The following is a 19,375-nucleotide window of genomic DNA, read 5'->3' as shown; positions in this document are numbered from 1 at the left end:
GCGTAGGTTGGCACCGTGAGCCTCGCCGTCTGCCCCGGGTCCTTCGACCCCGTGACCCTCGGCCACCTGGACGTGGTGCGGCGCGCGCGGTCGATGTTCGACGAGGTGGTCGTCGCCGTCGCGCACAACTCCGCCAAGCGGCCTCTGCTCGGCGTGGAGGAGCGTGTCCGGCTGGTGCGCGAGGCCGTGGCGGACCTGCCGGGGGTGCGGGTGGCCGCCACCGACGGGCTGCTGGCCGACTTCCTGCGCGAGACGGGCGCGGACGCCGTGGTCAAGGGCCTGCGCGGCGGCGCGGACGTCGACGCCGAGCTCGCCATGGCTCTGATGAACCGGCACCTGTCCGGTGTCGAGACGGTCTTCGTCCCCGGCGACACGGCGCTGGCGCACATCGCGTCGTCCCTGGTGAAGGACGTCGCCCGGCACGGTGGGCGGATCGACGACCTCGTCCCGCCCGGTGTGGCCGAGGCGGTCCTGCGGGCGGTGGCAGCGGAGGGAGCCGGAGCCGGGGGCCGCGCGGGGGTCGCGACGGGCTCCGACGGCTCGAGCGTGTCGGCAGCGACGGAGGTGACGCGATGAGCGAGATCGACGACCGCACGGGCGGTGTGCAGGGCGTGCTGGAGGCGTTGGCGGCCGCGGTGGAGCAGGCGCGCGCGATGCCGATGTCGTCCTCCGTGCTGGTGAACCGGGCGGAGCTGCTCGACCTCGTCGACCAGGCCCGCGCGGCCCTGCCGGCGCAGCTGACGAGGGCCGACGCCCTCCTGGCCGACGCCGACGCGGCGCGTGCCGACGCCCGATCGGAGGCCGAGGCGATCCTCGCCCGCGCTCGGGAGCAGGCCGACCGGCTCGTCGAGGCCGAGGCGATCACGGTCGAGGCCCGCGACCGTGCGGCGCAGCTGCTCGCCGACGCGCAGGAGCAGGCCGATGCGCTCCGGCGCGATGCCGACGACTACTGCGACCGGCGCCTGGCGGACTTCGAGATCGACCTGGGCAAGGTGCTGAGCCAGGTGCAGGCCGGTCGCGCGAAGCTCGCGGGGCGGCTGGGCGCCGCGGGCATGTAGCCGCTGCGTTTTGGCGTGCCCTACCGGGTGCCGTAGAGTTGCCGGCTGGTCCTGCCGGTGGTGGTCCGGACCGAGATCGACGAGGGGACACCTGCCGTGCAGCGCCCTGGCCAGCTCGATCCCCGCTCGCCCCTGGTGCTGGACACGCACGAGCTGGGCCGGGCGCCGGGTTCGATGCGACCCGAGCGCCGGACGGTGGCGGCCCCCGCCGACCTCGGCACGGTGGTCATCGGCATCCCTGAAGGATCCGAACTCGAGCTGGACCTCCGGCTCGAGGCGGTGACCGAGGGGGTCCTGGTCTCCGGAACGGTTCGCGGCCAGGCCGTCGGGGAGTGCGTGCGCTGCCTGGACCGGGTGCTCGAGGATGTCGAGGTGCACCTGTCCGAGCTGTACGTGTACCCCGAACGTGCGGCGGTCGCGGTCCAGGACGGTGACGACGAGGAGGACGTGCGGGAGCTCGAGGGCGATCTGATCGACCTCGAACCCGCGCTGCGGGACGCGGTGGTGCCTGCGCTGCCGTTCCAGCCGGTGTGCCGGCCGGACTGCCCGGGCCTGTGCCCGCAGTGCGGTGCGCACCTGGCGGACGACCCGGACCACACGCATGAGACGCTTGACCCCCGATGGGCTGCCCTGGGCGGCCTGGTCGGCCAGGATGACGAGACGAAAGAGAGCTAGCCGTGGCTGTTCCGAAGCGCAAGATGTCGCGCAGCAACACCCGGGCGCGCCGCTCGCAGTGGAAGACCACTGCCACGCCGCTCACCACCTGCCCGCAGTGCAAGGCTGACAAGCAGCCGCACGTCGCGTGCCCCTCCTGCGGCACCTACAACGGCCGGCAGTACGCCCAGGCCGTGCGCAGCGAGTTCGAGGGCGTCTGACCTCGCGCGGTGATCTCGTGATGAGCACCGCGGCCGATCAGCTGCTGACGAAGCTCGGGGTCCACCTGGACCCCGAGCTTCTCGTGCTTGCCCTGACCCACCGGTCGTTCGCCCACGAGGCGGGGGGCCTGCCGACCAACGAGCGCCTCGAGTTCCTCGGCGACTCGGTGCTCGGCGTGGTCGTCACGGAGCGGCTCTACCGGGAGCACCCCGACCACCCGGAGGGCGATCTCGCCAAGATGCGCGCGGCGACGGTGTCGCAGCGCGCGCTCGCGGGGGTCGCCCGGGAGCTGGACCTCGGCCGCTTCGTGCTGCTCGGCAAGGGCGAGCTCGCCACCGGTGGTGCGGACAAGGACTCGATCCTCTCGGACACCCTCGAGGCGATCTTCGGCGCCGTCTACCTCACCCACGGCCTGGAGACGGCGCGGGTGCTGGTGGACCGGCTGGTGGGGCCGACGCTCGCGCGAGCGGCGGACCTCGGGGCCGGGCTGGACTGGAAGACCTCCCTGCAGGAGCTCGCGGCCGCGCTCGGCATGGGCGCGCCGGAGTACCTGGTCACGGGCGAGGGCCCGGACCACGCCCGGGTGTTCACCGCCCAGGTGGTGGTGGGCGGCGAGGTGCGCGGCACGGGTGTCGGCTCGGCGAAGAAGATCGCCGAGCAGGAGGCGGCCGAGGCGGGCTACCTCGCGCTGGGTGCGCTGCGGGACGCCCAGGACGAGGCCGAGGCGCAGGCCGTGGCCGACGGCCGGGCCGGCTGAGACCGCTTGCCGGAGCTGCCCGAGGTCGAGACGGTCCGCGAGGGCCTGGCGTGGCACGTCGTCGGCCGCACCGTCACCGGGGTGCAGGTGCACCGCGACTACAGCGTCCGGCGGCACGACGGGGGACCGCTGGACTTCGCCGCGAGACTGGCCGGACGGCCGCTGACGGCGGCGGTCCGGCGGGGCAAGTTCCTCTGGTTGCTGCTGGGCTCCGACGACGACGCCCTGATGGCCCACCTCGGGATGAGCGGGCAGCTGCGGGTGCACCCGCCGGGTGACGACGAGGCCGTCGAGCACCCGCACCTGCGCGTGCGGCTGGAGCTCGACGACGGGTCGCGGCTCGACTTCGTCGACCAGCGCACCTTCGGCCACCTGTCCGTGCCCGACCTCGTCCCGACGTCCGACGGTGGTGCCGGGGGCCTCGGCTCCGCCCTGCCCGCCATACCCGCGCCGGCGGCGCACATCGCCCGCGACGTGCTGGACCCCGTGCTGGACCCGGAGGCGGTGGTGCGCGCGATCCGCTCCCGCCGCACGGGGCTGAAGCGGGCGCTCCTGGACCAGACGCTGGTGTCCGGTATCGGCAACATCTACGCGGACGAGGGCCTGTGGCGTGCGCGGCTGCACTACGCCCGGCCCACGGAAGGGCTGCGCCGAGCCGACGGCCTGCGCCTGCTGGCCGCGGAGGCCGAGGTGATGCGCGAGGCGCTGGCGGCGGGGGGAACCAGCTTCGACGCGCTCTACGTCGCGGTGAACGGCGCCTCGGGGTACTTCGACCGGTCTCTGGCGGTCTACGGCCAGGCGGGTCGCCCGTGCCCCCGGTGCGGCACACCGGTACGCCGCGAGGAGTTCATGAACCGCTCGTCGTACCTCTGCCCCCGCTGCCAGCCGCGACCGAGGCAGCCGCACCTCTGACGGGAGCCGCGCCCGCCGCTACCGCTGCACCACGTTGCGCAACGGGCTGCCGGACACGAACCGCACCAGGTTGTCCGCGACCAGCTCGGCGGCGCCGACGGGCCGCCCACCCGCGGCGTGCGGGCTGATCAGCACCGACGGCTCGTCCCAGAGGGGTGAGTCGGACGGCAGCGGCTCGCTCTCGAACACGTCCAGCGCGGCGCCGGTCAGACGGCCTGCGCGGAGCGCGGTGACGAGCGCCTCCTCGTCGAGCGTCGCTCCACGGCCGACGTTGACCAGCAGCGCCCGCGGCGGCAGGAGGGCCAGCGCGCCGGTGCCGATGGCGTGCCGGGTCGCGTCCGTCGCGGGCAGCAGCCCGATGAGCACATCCGTGTCGGGCAGCACCTCGCTCAGCGCGGCGCGCGTCACCACCGGGAACCCGTGCCGGACGCCGGCCGCGGTCGCGATCCCGGTGACGTGCGCCCCGAGCGCCGCGAGGGCGGGTGCGAGGCGGGCGGCGATCGACCCGAAGCCCCAGACCGTCACGTGGGCGTCCAGGAGCGTGCGCACCGAGCCCTCGGGGTGCAGCGGCTGCAGCCCACCGAGCTCGGCCGCCCAGCGGTGCTGCTGCTGCGCGCGCACCAGGTCCGGCACGCGGCGGACTAGCGCCAGCGTCAGGGCGAGGGTGTGCTCCGCGACCGGCAGGTCGTGCAGGCCGCGGCCGGACGTGATCACCACCTCGGGACCGAACCCGGCGGCCAGCACGTCGTCCGGTCCGGCGGCCAACGACTGCACCCAGCGCACCTTGGGCAGGCGCCCGGCGGCCTCGGTCAGCCAGGCACGGGAGCTGCCCCAGACCACGAGCGCCTCCGCCTCGTCGGCCTCGGGGGGCAGCGGTCGGTCGGCGGCGTAGCGGACGGACCGGACGTCTGCCGGAAGGACGGGTTCGCGGTCGAGTGTGTCCGGGAGCAGGACGATCGTCACAGGTCGCTACGATGCCACGGTGAGTTCCCCCGGGACTGCGGGCATCGACCGCCAACGCCCCATCAGCGTCATGATCGTCGACGACCACGAGGTCGTCCGCCGCGGCATAGCCGAGGTCGTCGAGCGCACGGACGGAATGACCGTCGTCGCCGAGGCCGGCTCCGTCGCCGACGGCGCCCGCCGGGCCGCGCTGGTGCGCCCGCAGGTGCTGCTCGTGGACCTGCAGCTGCCGGACGGGACGGGCATCGACCTGATGCGCGCGGTGCGCGAGACGCTGCCGGACAGCAAGGCCATCGTGCTGACGTCGTTCGACGACGACGACGCGGTGGCGCAGGCGCTCGACGCCGGCGCAGCGGCCTACCTGCTGAAGAGCGTGCGAGGCGCCGAGATCACCGACGTGATCCGCGCCGTCGCGGCCGGGAGGACGCTGCTGGACGAGCGGACGGTCACCCGCCGGCGGGCCGGCCACGAGGACCCGACCGAGAACCTCACGCCGAGCGAGCTGCGGGTGCTGGACCTGATCGGCGACGGTCTGTCCAACCGCGAGATCGCCGACCGGCTCGGTGTCGCCGAGAAGACGATCAAGAACCACATCACGTCGCTGCTCGCCAAGATGGGCCTGCAGCGGCGCACGCAGGTGGCCGCCTGGGTGGCGGCGCGCAAGCACTCCGGCTGGCGGGCCGAGCCCGGTCACTGACGGCCGGGCGCCGGCCACCCGACCGGGCGGGTCGGCCACCGGCGTCTCCGGCGCGGCTCAGGGGAGCGGCGCCTGCCACGTCAGCAGCGTCCCGCGCCCGTCCGGCGGCGTGCTGAGGGAGAACGTCCCGCCGTGCTGACGGGCACGGGCCGCGAGGTTGCCGGTGCCGGAGGTGCGGTCGCGACGCGTCGGCATGCCGATGCCGTCGTCCTGCACCTCCACCAGCACCGTGCCCTGCGGTCCGCTGCCGCGCACGGACACCGACACGGTCACCGACGAGGCGTGCGCGTGCCGGGCGGCGTTGGCCAGCCCCTCACGCACGACGGCGACCACGTCGTCGGTCAGCTGCGCGTCGAGCCGCTCGTCCAGCAGGTCCTCGGCCTCGACGTCGTCCGCGCCCAGCATGGCGCCCTCGAGGGAGATGACCAGGGACGGGGCGAAGCCGAGGCCGGTCCGGGCGAGCGACGCCTCGCGGCGCAGGCGCTCCACCAGACCGGTGGCGGCGTCCGGGTCGCGCAGCTCGTGCACGATGTGACGGATCTGCCGCACCGACTCGTCGACGTTGTCGAGGGCCTCCTCGACGATGGCGGTCAGCTCGTGCGCGTCGACACCGCGGGCGGAGCGCCGGCGCACCGTCTCCAGCTGCATGCCGGTGGCGAACAGCTGCTGGATCGCCAGGTCGTGCAGGTCCCGGGCGATCCGCTCGCGCTCGTCGAGCAGCGCCGCGACGTCCTGGGCGTGACGGGCCTCCGCCAGCACGTACGCCAGCGCGGCCTGGGACGCGAACGACTCGGCGGTCACCAGGTCGCCCTCGTCGAACGGTAGGGAGGCCACGCGGCGCAGCAGGATCAGCACGCCGACGCCACGTCCGGACGTCTGCAACGGGGCGAACATCGCCGGCCCGAAGGCGCGCATCGCCGCGAGCGTCACGGTGCGGGAGGCGGACAGGGACGGTGTCATCAGCCCCTTGCCCTCCTTCATCACCGTCCACGCACGGCCGCCCTCCGGCATGACCTGGCCGAGCAGCTTGTCGGCGTCGTGCCCGTCGGCCAGCTCGATCAGCAGCTCGCCGGCGAGGCCCGGCAGCGCGAGCGCCGCGGTGTCGGCACCGGCCACGTCGCGCGCGGTGCGGGTGATGTGCTCGAGGGCCTCCTCCTCGTCGATGCCCTCGAGCAGCATCGTCGTGATCTCCTGACCGGCGCGCAGCCAGTGCTCCCGCCGACCGGACTCGGCGTACAGCTGGGCGTTGGAGACGGCGACACCGGCGGCGGCGGCGAGGGCGATCACGGTGTCCTCGTCCTGCTGCGTGAAGGCACTGCCGTCCAGCTTCTCGGACAGGTAGAGCTGGCCGAACACGCGGTCGCGCACCCGCACGGAGGCGCCGAGGAACGAGCCCATCGGCGGGTGGTTGGCCGGCCAGCCGCGGAACGCCGGGTGCTTGGTGAGGTCGGTCAGCCGGAGGGCCCCCTCGTCGGGGATCTGGCCGAGGACGCCTTGGGCGTGCGGCGGCCGCGCGAGCATCCGGGCGATCGCCGTGGGGACGCCGGTGTAGACGAACGTGGTCGAGGCCCCGCGGTTGTCCAGCACGTTGATCGCACCGAAGCGCGCACCGGTCAGCTCGGCGCTGACCTGGACGAACCGCTCGAGGACGGCCGACAGCTCCAGCTCGCCGGCCACCGAGAGGATCGCCTGCATCAGGTCGGTCAGGCCGTCGCCGGTGAGGGTCGCGGGATGCGTGCCGGCCTCCGTGAGCACACCGTGCTCGAACGGGGCGCCCACCTGGCGACCGGGCGCAGGGACTGCGGTCATGCACGCTCCTGTGGCTCGACCGCGACCCGCTCGCGGTCCACCGCCTCACGGTAGCCCGGGGTCCCGTCGAGGAGCTGCTGGTGGGTGCCACGCGCCGCCACGGTGCCGTCGGCGAGCCAGAGCACCTCGTCGGCGGCGGCGAGGGGCGCCAGGCGGTGGGTGACGACGACCACCCCGCGCGGGCTGCCGTCCCAGCCCGTCGGCCGGTCGAGCAGCTCGTGGACCAGGGCGTCCGCCGTCGCGGGGTCGAGGTGCTCGGCGGGCTCGTCGACGAGCAGCAGGGGTGCCGGGGCGAGCAGCGCACGGGCGAGGAGCAGCCGACGACGCTCGCCGCCGGAGACGGTGCGCGCATCGGGGCCGAGCAGCGTGTCGAGCCCGTCCGGAAGGCCGGCGAGCCACGTGCCCAGACCGACACGCTGCAACGCCGCCCGGGCCTGGTCCGGTGTCACGTCGCCACGGGCGACGCGGAGGTTCTCCAGGACGGTGGTGCCGAACACGTGCGCGTCCTCCGTGGTGACGACGACGCCGGCCGCCCGGTCCGCGTCGCCGAGCATCCGCAGCGGCGTCCCGTCGAGCACGACGGAACCGTGGCGGGCATCGAGGAGACCGGCGAGCGTCAGCAGCAGGGTCGTCTTGCCGATGCCGCTCGGTCCGACGACGGCGACGGTGCGGCCCGGCCGGAGGTCGAGGTCGACGCCGGTCAGCGCAGGCGACCGCGAGGGCCAGCCGACGGCCAGGTCGCGCGCGCGCAGCACGTGCGGGCCGCCGCTCGTCCCCGCCGGCACGGCGTCGCCTGCGTCCACGACCGGGGCCTCTGCGGCGTCCAGCAGCGCGAGGATGCGCGCTGCTGCGACCCGGGACCGCTGCACCTGCACGGCCGCTGCCGGCAGCAGCGCAGTCGCCTCGAACGCCGCGAGCGGTGTCAGCACGATCACCGCCAGCTCCACGGGCGCGAGCAGCCCGGCGCGCAGCGCGGGCACGCCGGTCACCAGCGCCGCCACCGCTGCCAGGACCGTGGCGGCGGTGCCGATCCCGGCCGCCAGGGCCGTCGGTCGCGCACCGGCGTCGACGGCCGTGGCCACGCGGGCGTCCGCCGCGCGCACCGCGCCCAGGCGGGCCTCGAGGCGGCCGGACACCAGCAGCGGACCGGCGTCGTCCAGGACCGACAGCGCCGCGGCGGACGAGTCGGCCCTGGCGTGCGCCGCCCGCCGCTCGGTGGCGCGTGCGCCCCGGACCGTCAGCGCCGGGGCGACCACGCCGGCCAGCAGCAGGCACACGGCCAGCGCCAGGGCGGCCGGCGGCCAGAAGAAGGCCATGGCGGTGACGGTGCCGACACCGAGCGTCAGTGCCACGCCGGCGGGCAGCAGGCCGCGCACCACCACGTCGCCGACGGCGTCGACGTCGGCACCGACCCGGGCGAGCAGGTCGCCACGACGCAGGCCGAGGGTGGCGTCGGCGCGTCCCTCGGCCAGGCGGTCGTACAGCGTCGTGCGCAGCGTCGTCATGCCGCGCAGCGCCACGTCGTGCGACACCAGCCGGTCGCAGTAGCGCAGCACCCCGCGGCCGATGCCGAAGGTCCGCACGGCGACCGTGGCGACGGACAGCAGCAGTACCGGAGGCATCTGAGAGGCTCGCGCGATCAGCCAGGCCGAGACCGCCGCCAGCGCGACGGCGCAGCCCAGGGCCAGCGTGCCGACCAGCACCGCGAGCAGCGCGCGGCCGCGCGGCACCTCCAGCAGCCGGAGGGCGCGACGCAGGGTGCCGCGGGGCGGGCGGTCGGCCCCGACGCCGTCAACGGGTGCACGGCGCGCCGAGAGCGGCTGGTCCGTGCTCACGCCACCACCTCGGCGGCGCGTTCGGCGTGCACCGTGACGACGTGGTCGGCGCCGGCCACCAGCGAGGGCCGGTGGGCGACGAGCAGCACCGTGCGGCCCGCGGCGCGCAGCGCGGCGACGGTTGCGAGGACCACCTGCTCGCCGGCCGCGTCGAGGTGCGCCGTCGGCTCGTCGAGCACCACCAGCGGCGCGTCCGCGAGCAGCGCGGCGGTCAGCGCGACGCGCTGCCGCTGACCGACGGACAGGCCGGAGCCCCCTGTCCCGAGCGGTTGGTCCCATCCGTGGGGAAGGGCTGCCACGACGGCATCGAGTCCCGTGAGAGCCGCAGCGCGCGACCGGGCGTCGTCGTCGTGACCGCCGACGAGCTGCCGCACGGTGCCGGGTTCGAGGACCGGCCGTTGCGGCAGCCAGCTCACCTGGTCCCAGTAGCTGCGCCGGTCGACGTCGGACAGGTCCAGCCAGCCGCCGTCGGGCGTCTGGACGCGCGCGGTGCCGTGGTCGGGCGCCAGCAGGCCCAGCAGGACCTCGACGGTGCTCGTCTTGCCCACGCCGGAGGGCCCGACGAGGGCCACCACGGTGCCCGGGACCAGCTCCAGGTCGAGGCGGGCCGGTGTCAGACCCCCGGCGGACCGCACGCCCACGTCGGAGAGCCGCAGCGTCGAGCGGGACAGGTCCGGGCAGGCCTGGGTGCCGCGAGCGGGCACCGGGGTGTCGAGGACTGCGAACGCCGCCTCGGCCGCGGCCACCCCGTCGGCGGCCGCGTGGAACTGTGCCCCGACCTGCCGCAGCGGCCAGAACACCTCCGGGGCGAGCATCAGCACCGCCAGGCCCGTCACCAGGTCCAGCCGGCCGCTCACCAGGCGTAGCCCGATCGCCACCGCGACGAGCGCGACGGACAGGGTGGTCAGCAGCTCGAGCACCATCCCGGACAGGAACGCGATCTGCAACGTCGCCATGGTCGACCGCCGGTGCGCGTCGCCGAGTGCCCGTACGCGTGCGGCAGGCCCGCGCTGCCGACCGAACGCGCGCAGCGTGGGCAACCCCGCGAGCAGGTCGAGCACCTGGGCGCCGAGCCGCTGCATCGCCTCGAGGCCGCGGGCGGAGCGCCCCTGCGTCAGCTGACCGATCAGCACCATGAACAGCGGGATCAGCGGGAGCGTGCCGACCAGGATCGCCGCCGACACCCAGTCCAGGCCGAGCACCACCAGCAGCGTGCCCGGCGTCAGCGTCGCCGCGAGCACCAGCTGGGGCAGGTACCGGACGAAGTACGGCTCGAGGCCGTCCAGACCGCGCGTCGAGAGGGTCACCACCGCGGGCCCCTGCCCCGAGGCGAGCCATCGCGGCCCGAGGTCCGCTGCCCGGGCCACCACGCCGCTGCGCAGCTCGGCCACCGCGCGTGTGGCCGCACGGTGCGCGAACCGTTCCTGCACCGTGGTGACCAGGCCGCGACCGACGACGACGCCGACCAGGGCCAGGACGGTCCCCGAGAGCGATGCGAGCGTGGCGCCGTGCTGCACCGCACCCCCGAGCGCGTGGGCCAGCAGCAGCGCCTGCGCGACCACCAGGGCGCCCATCGCGAGACCGAGGCCGACGGTCAGCGCGACGTAGCCCCGCGCGGAGCGGGCGTAGCGCAGCAGCCGCGGGTCGAGCGGCCTCACGCGGCCGTCACCGTAGCGACGGGGCGTTCTCGAAGGTCACGTCCACCTGCTCGGGGATGTGGTGCACGCCGATGCGCTTGCGGAACACCCAGTACGTCCACGCCTGGTACGCCAGCACCAGCGGCGTCAGGATCAGCGCCACCCACGACATCATGGTGAGCGTGTAGGCGCTGGACGAGGCGTTGTGGATGGTCAGCGAGTACGCCGGGTCGATGCTGGACGGCATCACGTCGGGGAACATCGCGCCGAAGATCAGCACCACGGCCGCCACGATCGCCACCGCCGAGGCGGCGAACGCTCGCCCGTGGGTCCCGACCCACGCGAACCAGGCAGATGCCGCGAGGGCGAGGGCCGCGAGCACGAGCGCCGCCCACGTCCAGGCGTTGCGCGAGAAGGCCAGCTGCAGCCAGATCGCCCACACGGCCCCGACGCCGAGCGCGGCGAGGGACAGCCGCTTCGCCAGCACGGCGGCTCGCGACTGGAGGTCTCCGGCGGTCTTCAGCGACAGGAAGATCGCGCCGTGGGCCAGGAAGACGGTGGCGGTCAGCACGCCGGTCAGCAGGGCGAAGCCGTGCCCGGCACCCAGCAGGTCGAAGAACCCGCCGGTGTACTGCAGCGTGGTCCGGGTGATGTCCTGGGCAGCGCCCGGGTTGCTCACCGTGCTGGTGACGGGCGAGATCTTCAGGCCCGCGACGAGGTTGCCGAACGCGACGCCCCACAGCACGGCCGGGACCCACGAGCCGAGCACCAGGCCCCAGTAGAAGCTGCGCTGCCACCTCGGGGTGCTGATCTTGCCGCGCCACTCGAAGGACACGACGCGCGCGATCAGGGCGAGCAGGATCAGCAGCAGGGGCAGGTACGCGCCGGAGAACAGGGTGGCGTACCACTCCGGGAAGGCGGCGAACGTCGCGCCGCCCGCAGTGAGCAGCCACACCTCGTTGCCGTCCCACACAGGGCCGACGGTGTTGATCATCACGCGGCGCTCACGCTCGTCGCGCGGCAGGAAGGGCAGGAGCATCCCGACGCCGAAGTCGAACCCCTCGAGGACCAGGTACCCGGTCCAGAGGACGGCGATGAGGACGAACCAAAGGATCTGCAGGGTCTCGTGGCTCATGGTCTGAAGGCTCCGGCGGTCTCAGTACGCGAAGGACAACGGGCGGTCGACGTCGGTGGTCGTTCCCTCGCCACCGTCCGCGGGGGTCTCGGCGCCGAGGCCGGCGTCGTCGACGCCGCCCGCGACGTACCGGCGCATCAGCCGGTACCACGCGACGGCGAGCACTCCGTACAGCAGGGTGAACAGCACCAGTGAGGTCACCACGGAGCCGGCGCTCACCTGCGTCGAGACGCCCCGCATCGTCAGCTGCCACACCATGTCCGCACCCTCGGGGTTGGGGTTCGGCGCGACGACCCAGGGCTGGCGGCCCATCTCGGTGAAGATCCAGCCGGCGCTCGACGCCAGGAAGATCGTCGGCAGTGCCGCCATGGCGACGGGACGCAACCAGACGTTGTCGCTGACCCGGCCCTTGCGCGTCAGCCACAGCGTCATCAGGGCCAGCAGCGCCGCGAATGCGGCGAACGCCATCATCAGCCGGAACGACCAGTAGGTCACCGCGAGGTTGGGGATGTAGTCCACGCCGGTGCCGTACTTCTGCTCGTACTGCTTCTGCAGGTCCGCGACGCCCTTCAGCGTGGAGTTGCAGGTGTTGTCGGCGAGGATCGACGTCAGGCAGGGGATCTGCACCAGGTGCTGCACGCTGGCCGGGTCGTTGTTCAGGCTGCCGACCGTCAGCAGGGACAGCGGGACGCGGGTCTCGGTGTTGACCAAGCCCTCTGCCGCGGCCATCTTCATCGGCTGCTGGCGGAACATCAGCTGCGCCTGCCAGTGCCCGGATCCGGCGACGACGATGCCCGAGATCACGATGGCCACCAGGCCGAGGCGCAGGCCCGGCCGGTAGACGCTGCGCGCCCGGTCGGCGTCGCCCCGGCGCACCAGCCGGACCATCCACAGCGTGCACACCGCCGCGACGAAGGTGCCGGCGGTCAGGAAGGCTGCCGCGATCGTGTGCGGGAAGGCCGCCAGCACCGTCGGGTTGGTCACCACGGCGGCGAGGTCGTGCATCTCGGCACGGCCCGTCGCGGGGTTGAAGGTCGCCCCGACCGGGTGCTGCATCCAGGAGTTGGCCGAGAGGATGAAGAACGCCGACAGCGTGGTGGACCCGGCCACGAGCCAGATGGTCGCGAGGTGGACCCGCTTCGGCAGCTTGTCCCAGCCGAAGATCCACAGGCCCAGGAACGTGGACTCGATGAAGAAGGCCGCGAGGGCCTCCATCGCGAGCGGTGCGCCGAAGATGTCGCCGACGAACCGGGAGTACTCGCTCCAGTTCATGCCGAACTGGAACTCCTGGACGATGCCGGTGGCCACGCCGATCGCGAAGTTGATCAGCAGCAGCTTGCCGAAGTACTTGGTCAGGCGTAGCCACTCCGTCTTGCCCGAGCGGACCCACAGCGTCTGCATGATCGCGACGAGGGTCGAGAGACCGATCGTCAGCGGTACGAAGATGAAGTGGTAGACGGTGGTGATACCGAACTGCCAGCGGGCCAGGGTCAGCGCGTCCACGCAGGTCTCCGGGGGTCCAGGATCGGGCGGCGGGGCAGGCCCTGCGCCCGTCGCACCTGATCGCGCGGCGGGGTCGGGGCCCGTTCGGAACGCTAGGGCTCCTAGGGCCGAGGTCCTAGGACCTAGGTCACGTATGCCGACGCGGTGTCGTCTTCCTGACGGCGTGGCGTCGGCGTGTCGCGGCACCCTCCTGTGCGGGCGGCGGCGGACCACGGGAGGACGCCCCGTACGCGGCCCGGGGTGTCCTCGTCGGGCGGACCAGCCTCGTCGCTCCCGTCTCCGGAGGGCTGCTGTGCGATACTTGGGGCGGACATCGGGCGCCCACACCGCCCTCCCGTCCACCGAGCTCGCAGTCCGGCGCGTCCCGCGTGCCAGCCGCCGCTCGGCCAGGCAGGACGCCCCAGACCGGGGCCCAGCCGGGCCAGCAGGCGATGGCGCCGACGTGCGAGGCCGCGACCCGACCGCCGACTTCCGTCCCGGCCACCGTGCCGAAGGACGACCGACCGCCCGACCAGCACCGTGACGTGTGGGCACGGGGCTGCTGGGTACCCAGGAGCACATCGCGTGACCGAGCAGACCACCCCCGAACCCGTCGACGGCCAGGCTGGCGGGGGTGAGACGGTCCGACCGCGTCGGCGCCGGGCCACTCGCTCCGTCGCGGCGCCGACGCCGGTGACGACCCCGACAGCTGCGGGAGCCGAGCAGGAGGTCCCCGTCGCGGCCACCGCCGTGCCGGCTGACGCCGCACCGACCGCCGAGGCGGCCGCGATCCCGAGCGGGACGGCGAGCGTTCCCGCGTCCGACCTCCCTGCGGAGCCGTCCGCGGCACCGCGTCGCCGCCGAGCGGTCCGCCGGACCGCGGCGGCCGGCGCCCCGGAGGCGGCCGCCGAGCCGTCCGCACCCGATGTCGAGGCGCCGGTGGCGCCCGAGGCGGAGGAGGTTCCCGCCGGTCGTCGCCGTTCGAGCCGTCGGCCGGCCGGTGGCCGTGCGCGCTCGGCAGCGCCGGACGAGGCGGCGGAGGTCGAGCCGGTCCAGACCGCCGGGCCCGAGACCGTCGCGGAGGAGCTCGAGGAGGACTCGCAGGCGGCACCGACGGCGGCCGAGCCCGCGGTGACCACGCCGGCGGCACCGTCCACCGCATCGTACGAAGCGCCTCAGCCGCCTCGGCTGGCGACGACCGCGCTCCTGTTCCAGGCGCCCGATCTCGCCGCGACGCGTCAGCGCCGCCGCCGGGCCCAGGTGGGTGCCGGCTCGCCCGAGGAGATCTCCGAGGCCGCGCGCCGCGCCGAGCGCGCCGACGCGGCCGTCGCCGAGATCGAGACCGCCGCCGAGGCGCCGGCGGCCGAGGAGGGCCAGCAGGGTGGCCGCTCCCGTCGCCGCCGTGGTCGTGGGCGAGGCGAGCAGACGCCCGAGCTGGCTGTCGTCGACGAGGCCGTGGGGGTCGTCGAGCTGGAGGGCGTCGGCGACGAGGCCCTCGACGTCTCGGAGGACGACCTGGACACCGAGGCCCCGGAGGACGAGCAGGGCGCACCCCGTCGTCGTCGACGCCGTGGCGGCCGTGGTCGGCGTTCGCGCTCGGAGGTCGGTGAGCCGCTCGCCGGCGCGACCGACGAGCCGTCCGAGGACGAGGAGGAGCCGGCCGCCGAGGTCGGCGAGGAGGACGGCGCCGAGGACGAGCAGGGCGCGTCGAGCCGTCGCCGTCGCCGTCGTCGCCGCGGGGCCCGGACGGACTCCGCCGAGAGCGAGCCTCGGTCGCGCACCCGCAGCGACGAGGTGACGGCGCTGCGCGGCTCCACACGCCTGGAGGCGAAGCGTCAGCGCAGGCGTGAGGGCCGCGACGCCGGACGTCGCCGCCAGATCATCAGCGAGGCCGAGTTCCTCGCCCGCCGCGAGTCGGTGGACCGCGCGATGGTGGTGCGCGAGGCCAACGGCCGCACGCAGATCGCGGTGCTCGAGGACGGCGTGCTCGTCGAGCACTACGTGTCCAACCAGGCGCAGGCGTCGATGGTCGGCAACGTGTACCTCGGCCGGGTGCAGAACGTGCTGCCCAGCATGGAGGCCGCGTTCGTCGACGTCGGCAAGGGTCGCAACGCCGTGCTCTACGCCGGTGAGGTCAACTGGGACGCGGCCGGGCTCGAGGGTCAGCCGCGCCGCATCGAGCAGGCGCTGAAGTCGGGCGACGCGGTGCTGGTGCAGGTGACCAAGGACCCGATCGGGCACAAGGGTGCCCGCCTGACGAGCCAGGTCACCCTGGCCGGCCGGTACCTGGTGTACGTGCCGGGCGGCGGGATGACCGGCATCAGCCGCAAGCTGCCGGACAACGAGCGTGCGCGGCTGAAGAAGATCCTGCGGGACATCGTGCCGGACTCCGCCGGCGTGATCGTCCGGACGGCGGCCGAGGGCGCCAGCGAGGAGGAGCTCCGCGCGGACATCGCCCGGCTCCGTGGTCAGTGGGAGGCGATCGAGAAGAAGTCCGCCAGCGCCTCCGCCCCCGCGCTGCTGCAGGGCGAGCCGGACATGGCGATCCGCGTGGTCCGCGACATCTTCAACGACGACTTCTCGTCGCTGGTGGTCCAGGGCGACGACGCGTGGTCGACGATCTCCGGCTACATCGGTGAGCTCGCGCCCGACCTGGCCGCGAAGGTCAGCCGGTGGACCGGCACCGGTGACGTGTTCGCCGCGCACCGCGTCGACGAGCAGCTGGCCAAGGGCATGGACCGCAAGGTGTGGCTGCCGTCCGGCGGCTCCCTGGTGATCGACCGCACCGAGGCGATGACCGTCATCGACGTGAACACCGGAAAGTTCACCGGTGCCGGCGGCACCCTCGAGGAGACGGTGACCCGCAACAACCTCGAGGCGGCCGAGGAGATCGTGCGCCAGCTGAGGCTGCGGGACATCGGCGGCATCATCGTCGTCGACTTCATCGACATGGTGCTCGAGTCGAACCGGGACCTGGTGCTCCGTCGGCTGGTCGAGTGCCTCGGGCGCGACCGCACCAAGCACCAGGTGGCCGAGGTCACGTCGCTCGGTCTGGTCCAGATGACCCGCAAGCGCGTGGGTCAGGGCCTGGTCGAGGCGTTCAGCGAGACCTGCGAGCACTGCCACGGGCGCGGGTTCATCGTGCACACCGACCCGATCGAGCGGAACGTGCGCCCGGACGCCGGCCAGCAGCAGCCGGCGCCGAGCGAGGGCACCGCGAAGCGTTCGCGTCGCAAGCGCGGCGCGGGCGAGCCCGTGGCCACGCCGGCGGTGCCTGTGGTGCCCGTCCTCCCCGAGGCGCGCGAGGCCGTCAAGGCGACGCTGGCGACGATCGCCGCAGCCGCGGCGCACGCGCACGAGCACGCACCCCAGGAGGGGCACCCGGGGGCGGAGGGCGTCCCGGCCGTGCCGGAGATGCCCGCGTCGGACGAGCCGTCGTCGGCTCCCGTCGAGGTGGCCGTGGTCGAGGCCGGGGACGTCGAGCCCGCCGCAACCCCTGTGCTCGACGTGTTCGCCGAGCTCGCGGCGCGCGGTGTCACCACCGATCCGCAGCCGCCGTCGGGGACGTCGGTCGTGGCCGAGCCGACGGCTGGCACCGAGCAGGGCGACGCCGAGGCGCTCGCGCTGACCCCGGTCGCACCGGAGGTGTTCGCGGCCGACGGCCAGACGGACGCTCACACCGAGGCCGAGACGGGCGCCGAGACGGGTGCTGACACGGGCGCTGACACCGGCCCCGAGCAGGTTTGACCACCGCTCCCGCGGTCCGTACCCTGGTGTGTCGGCGCGCTCAGCGTGCCGACCGTGCGTGCCTTCGCTCGTTCCGTGTCGCGGTTGTCCGCGGCGCCCGGATCCAAGCGGCGGACGCCGACGCGAACCCCCAGGCCTGCGGCCACGGGTGTGCGCGGGCTCCGGGGGCATGCAGGTACAGGACGCAGGACGACGAGCAGAGATGAGCAGCAACGTGGTGTACGCGATCGTGAAGGCTGGCGGCCGCCAGGAGAAGGTCGCCGTCGGCGACGTCGTCGTCGTGGACCGTCTCGCCGCCAAGGCGGGTGCGACCGTCGAGCTGCCGGCGCTGCTGCTGGTCGACGGTGAGAAGGTGACGGCCGACGCCAAGGCGCTGGCCAAGGTCACCGTGACCGCCGAGGTCGTGCGCGACGAGCGCGGGCCGAAGATCGACATCCTGCGGTACAAGAACAAGACCGGCTACCGCCGCCGTCAGGGCCACCGTCAGGACCTCACCCGCCTGAAGGTCACCGCCATCGGCTGAGCCCCGCGCTCGGTCACCATTCGTCGTACGAGAGCAGGTTCGTCATGGCACACAAGAAGGGCGCGAGCTCCTCGCGCAACGGTCGCGACTCCAACGCCCAGCGCCTCGGCGTCAAGCGTTTCGGCGGTCAGGTCGTCAAGGCCGGCGAGATCATCGTCCGCCAGCACGGCACCCACTTCCACCCCGGCGTGAACGTCGGCCGCGGCGGGGACGACACCCTGTTCGCGCTGGCCGAGGGCGCTGTGGCGTTCGGCACGCGGCGCGGCCGCAAGGTGATCGACGTCGTCACGGCCGAGGTCTGACGTCCGGCACACCGTCGTCGACGAAGGGGCGCACCGCTTCGGTGCGCCCCTTCGTCGTGTGACCATCGAGCTCGACCCGCACCGGGGTTCCGGTGCACCGACGGACCAGGGAGGAGTGAGCGATGACCACGTTCGTGGACCGCGTCGTGCTGCACGCGACGGGCGGTGACGGTGGCAACGGCTGCGCCTCCATCCGCCGGGAGAAGTTCAAGCCGTTGGCCGGACCAGACGGGGGTGACGGCGGCAGCGGCGGCTCGGTCGTCCTCGTGGTCGACCCGCAGGTGACCACGCTGCTCGACCTGCACCGCCAGCCGCACCGGCGCGCGCAGCCGGGGTCGCAGGGCATGGGGGACTACCGCGACGGCAGCACGGCTCCGGACCTGGTGATCGGGGTGCCGGACGGCACCGTGGTGAAGTCGACGGACGGGCAGGTCCTGGCGGACCTGGTCGGCGTCGGCTCGCGCTACGTCGTCGCCGCCGGGGGCCGTGGGGGTCTGGGCAACGAGAAGCTGGCCTCGCCGCGCCGCAAGGCGCCGGGGTTCGCGCTGCTGGGCGAGCCGGGCGAGACGGCCGACGTGGTGCTCGAGCTGAAGTCGATCGCGGACGTCGCGCTGGTCGGTTTCCCCAGCGCGGGCAAGTCCTCCCTGGTCGCGGCGATGTCCGCGGCGCGCCCCAAGATCGCCGACTACCCCTTCACCACGCTGGTGCCCAACCTGGGGGTCGTGCAGGCCGGCGCCTCCCGGTACACCGTCGCGGACGTGCCGGGGCTGATCCCCGGTGCGTCGGCGGGCAAGGGCCTCGGTCTGGAGTTCCTGCGGCACATCGAGCGGTGCGCCGTGGTGGTGCACGTGCTCGACTGCGCCACGCTCGAGCCCGGGCGCGACCCGGTCAGCGACCTCGACGTGATCGAGTCCGAGCTCGGCGCCTACGCCGGCGACCTCGGCATCGAGGGTGGCCGCGTGCCGCTGATGCAGCGGCCGCGGGTGGTCGTGCTGAACAAGATCGACGTGCCGGAGGCGCGTGACCTCGCCGAGCTGGTGCGGCCGATCCTGGTCGACCGCGGCCTGCCCGTGTTCGAGGTCTCCACGGCGAGCCACGAAGGGTTGCGGTCGCTCGAGTTCGCTCTCGCCGAGCGGGTCGAGGCCGCGCGTGCCGCGGCGCCCGAGCCGGAGGCGACCCGCGTGGTGCTGCGCCCGCGCGCCGTGGACGAGGCGGGCTTCACCGTGACGCGCCGCGAGGCGGCCGGTCAGGTGTGGTTCGCCGTGCGCGGCGGGAAGCCCGAGCGCTGGGTGCGGCAGACGGACTTCAGCAACGACGAGGCCGTCGGCTACCTGGCGGACCGGCTCGCCCGGCTCGGCGTCGAGGAGGCGTTGTACGAGGCCGGCGCCGTGGCGGGCGACGAGGTGCGGATCGGACCGGAGACGAACGCCGTCGTGTTCGACTGGGAGCCGACGCTGCTGACCGGCACGGAGCTGCTGGGCGGGCCGCGCGGCACCGACATGCGGCTGGACGACCACTCGCGACCGACGCGCGGCCAGAAGCGCGCCGAGTTCAAGGAGCGGATGGACGCCAAGACCGCCGCGCGCGACGAGCTGTGGGCCGAGCGCGAGGCCGGCGTCTGGACCGATCCCGACCGGTGACC

Annotated in this window: 17 protein-coding genes; 11 read left to right on the top strand and 6 right to left on the bottom strand. The window is 74.1% G+C overall.

Annotated elements, in window-relative coordinates:
• The first annotated feature begins 15 nt into the window (after positions 1-15).
• The 6 genes from coaD (at position 16) to mutM (ending at position 3,603) form a co-directional block, all read left to right on the top strand.
• On the top strand, positions 16-576 hold the full coding sequence (gene coaD, locus N0B34_RS00505; RefSeq protein ID WP_263729219.1) for a pantetheine-phosphate adenylyltransferase: 561 nt from the start codon (positions 16-18) through the stop codon (positions 574-576).
• Positions 573-1,058 carry a hypothetical protein gene (locus N0B34_RS00500; protein WP_263729218.1) on the top strand — a complete coding sequence of 162 codons (486 nt, stop codon included), beginning with the start codon at positions 573-575 and terminating at the stop codon, positions 1,056-1,058. The genes coaD and N0B34_RS00500 overlap by 4 nt, the downstream gene beginning before the upstream one ends.
• A 96-nt stretch (positions 1,059-1,154) precedes the next feature.
• Positions 1,155-1,733 (top strand): YceD family protein, encoded by a 579-nt coding sequence (locus N0B34_RS00495; RefSeq protein ID WP_263729861.1) that lies wholly within the window; start codon positions 1,155-1,157, stop codon positions 1,731-1,733.
• A 2-nt stretch (positions 1,734-1,735) separates the two neighbouring features.
• Positions 1,736-1,933 (top strand): 50S ribosomal protein L32, encoded by a 198-nt coding sequence (rpmF, locus tag N0B34_RS00490; RefSeq protein ID WP_263729217.1) that lies wholly within the window; start codon positions 1,736-1,738, stop codon positions 1,931-1,933.
• A 20-nt stretch (positions 1,934-1,953) separates the two neighbouring features.
• Positions 1,954-2,691: a ribonuclease III gene (gene rnc, locus N0B34_RS00485; RefSeq protein WP_263729216.1), complete on the top strand. Its 738-nt coding sequence runs from the start codon at positions 1,954-1,956 to the stop codon at positions 2,689-2,691.
• A gap of 6 nt (positions 2,692-2,697) precedes the next feature.
• Positions 2,698-3,603: a bifunctional DNA-formamidopyrimidine glycosylase/DNA-(apurinic or apyrimidinic site) lyase gene (gene mutM, locus N0B34_RS00480; RefSeq protein ID WP_263729215.1), complete on the top strand. Its 906-nt coding sequence runs from the start codon at positions 2,698-2,700 to the stop codon at positions 3,601-3,603.
• 18 nt (positions 3,604-3,621) lie between these two features.
• On the opposite strand, the gene N0B34_RS00475 is transcribed toward mutM, so the two are convergent.
• Entirely contained in the window at positions 3,622-4,566 is a 945-nt protein-coding gene (locus tag N0B34_RS00475) for an NAD(P)-dependent oxidoreductase (RefSeq protein WP_263729214.1), read from the bottom strand.
• Between the two features lie 70 nt (positions 4,567-4,636).
• Here N0B34_RS00475 and N0B34_RS00470 point away from each other — a divergent pair, with 70 nt between their 5' ends.
• On the top strand, positions 4,637-5,263 hold the full coding sequence (locus N0B34_RS00470) for a response regulator (protein ID WP_263729860.1): 627 nt from the start codon (positions 4,637-4,639) through the stop codon (positions 5,261-5,263).
• A 57-nt stretch (positions 5,264-5,320) separates the two neighbouring features.
• Here the strand turns inward: N0B34_RS00470 and N0B34_RS00465 are convergent, their stop codons facing one another.
• From N0B34_RS00465 to N0B34_RS00445, 5 genes are read right to left on the bottom strand one after another with little or no spacing between them, the layout of a single operon-like run.
• Positions 5,321-7,072 (bottom strand): GAF domain-containing protein, encoded by a 1,752-nt coding sequence (locus N0B34_RS00465; RefSeq protein ID WP_263729212.1) that lies wholly within the window; start codon positions 7,070-7,072, stop codon positions 5,321-5,323.
• The gene (gene cydC / locus N0B34_RS00460) at positions 7,069-8,907 is read right to left on the bottom strand and encodes a thiol reductant ABC exporter subunit CydC (protein ID WP_263729211.1); all 1,839 of its coding nucleotides are present in this window, start codon (positions 8,905-8,907) and stop codon (positions 7,069-7,071) included. The genes N0B34_RS00465 and cydC overlap by 4 nt, the downstream gene beginning before the upstream one ends.
• The gene (gene cydD / locus N0B34_RS00455) at positions 8,904-10,565 is read right to left on the bottom strand and encodes a thiol reductant ABC exporter subunit CydD (RefSeq protein ID WP_263729210.1); all 1,662 of its coding nucleotides are present in this window, start codon (positions 10,563-10,565) and stop codon (positions 8,904-8,906) included. Before cydD ends, cydC begins: the two co-directional genes overlap by 4 nt.
• Before the next feature lie 7 nt (positions 10,566-10,572).
• Entirely contained in the window at positions 10,573-11,679 is a 1,107-nt protein-coding gene (gene cydB / locus N0B34_RS00450) for a cytochrome d ubiquinol oxidase subunit II (RefSeq protein WP_263729209.1), read from the bottom strand.
• 21 nt (positions 11,680-11,700) lie between these two features.
• Complete coding sequence (locus N0B34_RS00445; protein WP_263729207.1) at positions 11,701-13,182, bottom strand: cytochrome ubiquinol oxidase subunit I; 1,482 nt, start codon at positions 13,180-13,182, stop codon at positions 11,701-11,703.
• A gap of 564 nt (positions 13,183-13,746) precedes the next feature.
• On the opposite strand from N0B34_RS00445, the gene N0B34_RS00440 reads away from it, so the two are divergent.
• The 4 genes from N0B34_RS00440 to obgE all read left to right on the top strand — a co-directional run bounded on the left by N0B34_RS00440 (position 13,747) and on the right by obgE (position 19,373).
• On the top strand, positions 13,747-16,908 hold the full coding sequence (locus tag N0B34_RS00440; protein WP_263729204.1) for a ribonuclease E/G: 3,162 nt from the start codon (positions 13,747-13,749) through the stop codon (positions 16,906-16,908).
• A gap of 214 nt (positions 16,909-17,122) precedes the next feature.
• The gene (rplU, locus tag N0B34_RS00435) at positions 17,123-17,431 is read left to right on the top strand and encodes a 50S ribosomal protein L21 (RefSeq protein WP_263729859.1); all 309 of its coding nucleotides are present in this window, start codon (positions 17,123-17,125) and stop codon (positions 17,429-17,431) included.
• 44 nt (positions 17,432-17,475) lie between these two features.
• Positions 17,476-17,733, top strand: coding sequence for a 50S ribosomal protein L27 (gene rpmA, locus N0B34_RS00430; RefSeq protein WP_263729203.1), 258 nt, complete (start codon positions 17,476-17,478; stop codon positions 17,731-17,733).
• Between the two features lie 122 nt (positions 17,734-17,855).
• The gene (obgE, locus tag N0B34_RS00425) at positions 17,856-19,373 is read left to right on the top strand and encodes a GTPase ObgE (protein WP_263729201.1); all 1,518 of its coding nucleotides are present in this window, start codon (positions 17,856-17,858) and stop codon (positions 19,371-19,373) included.
• Positions 19,374-19,375 lie beyond the last annotated feature (2 nt).

Source organism: Cellulomonas sp. SG140, from assembly GCF_025770785.1.
Classification (GTDB): Bacteria; Actinomycetota; Actinomycetes; order Actinomycetales; family Cellulomonadaceae; genus Cellulomonas.
This window is presented reverse-complemented; position numbering and strand designations above follow the sequence as displayed.

Coding starts and splice junctions, on each gene's coding strand:
- N0B34_RS00500 (WP_263729218.1), top strand. CDS start 573: ATGAGCGAGATCGACGACCGCACGGGCGGTGTGCAGGGCGTGCTGGAG.
- rnc (WP_263729216.1), top strand. CDS start 1,954: ATGAGCACCGCGGCCGATCAGCTGCTGACGAAGCTCGGGGTCCACCTG.
- N0B34_RS00470 (WP_263729860.1), top strand. CDS start 4,637: ATGATCGTCGACGACCACGAGGTCGTCCGCCGCGGCATAGCCGAGGTC.
- N0B34_RS00465 (WP_263729212.1), bottom strand. CDS start 7,072: ATGACCGCAGTCCCTGCGCCCGGTCGCCAGGTGGGCGCCCCGTTCGAG.
- cydB (WP_263729209.1), bottom strand. CDS start 11,679: ATGAGCCACGAGACCCTGCAGATCCTTTGGTTCGTCCTCATCGCCGTC.
- rpmA (WP_263729203.1), top strand. CDS start 17,476: ATGGCACACAAGAAGGGCGCGAGCTCCTCGCGCAACGGTCGCGACTCC.
- obgE (WP_263729201.1), top strand. CDS start 17,856: ATGACCACGTTCGTGGACCGCGTCGTGCTGCACGCGACGGGCGGTGAC.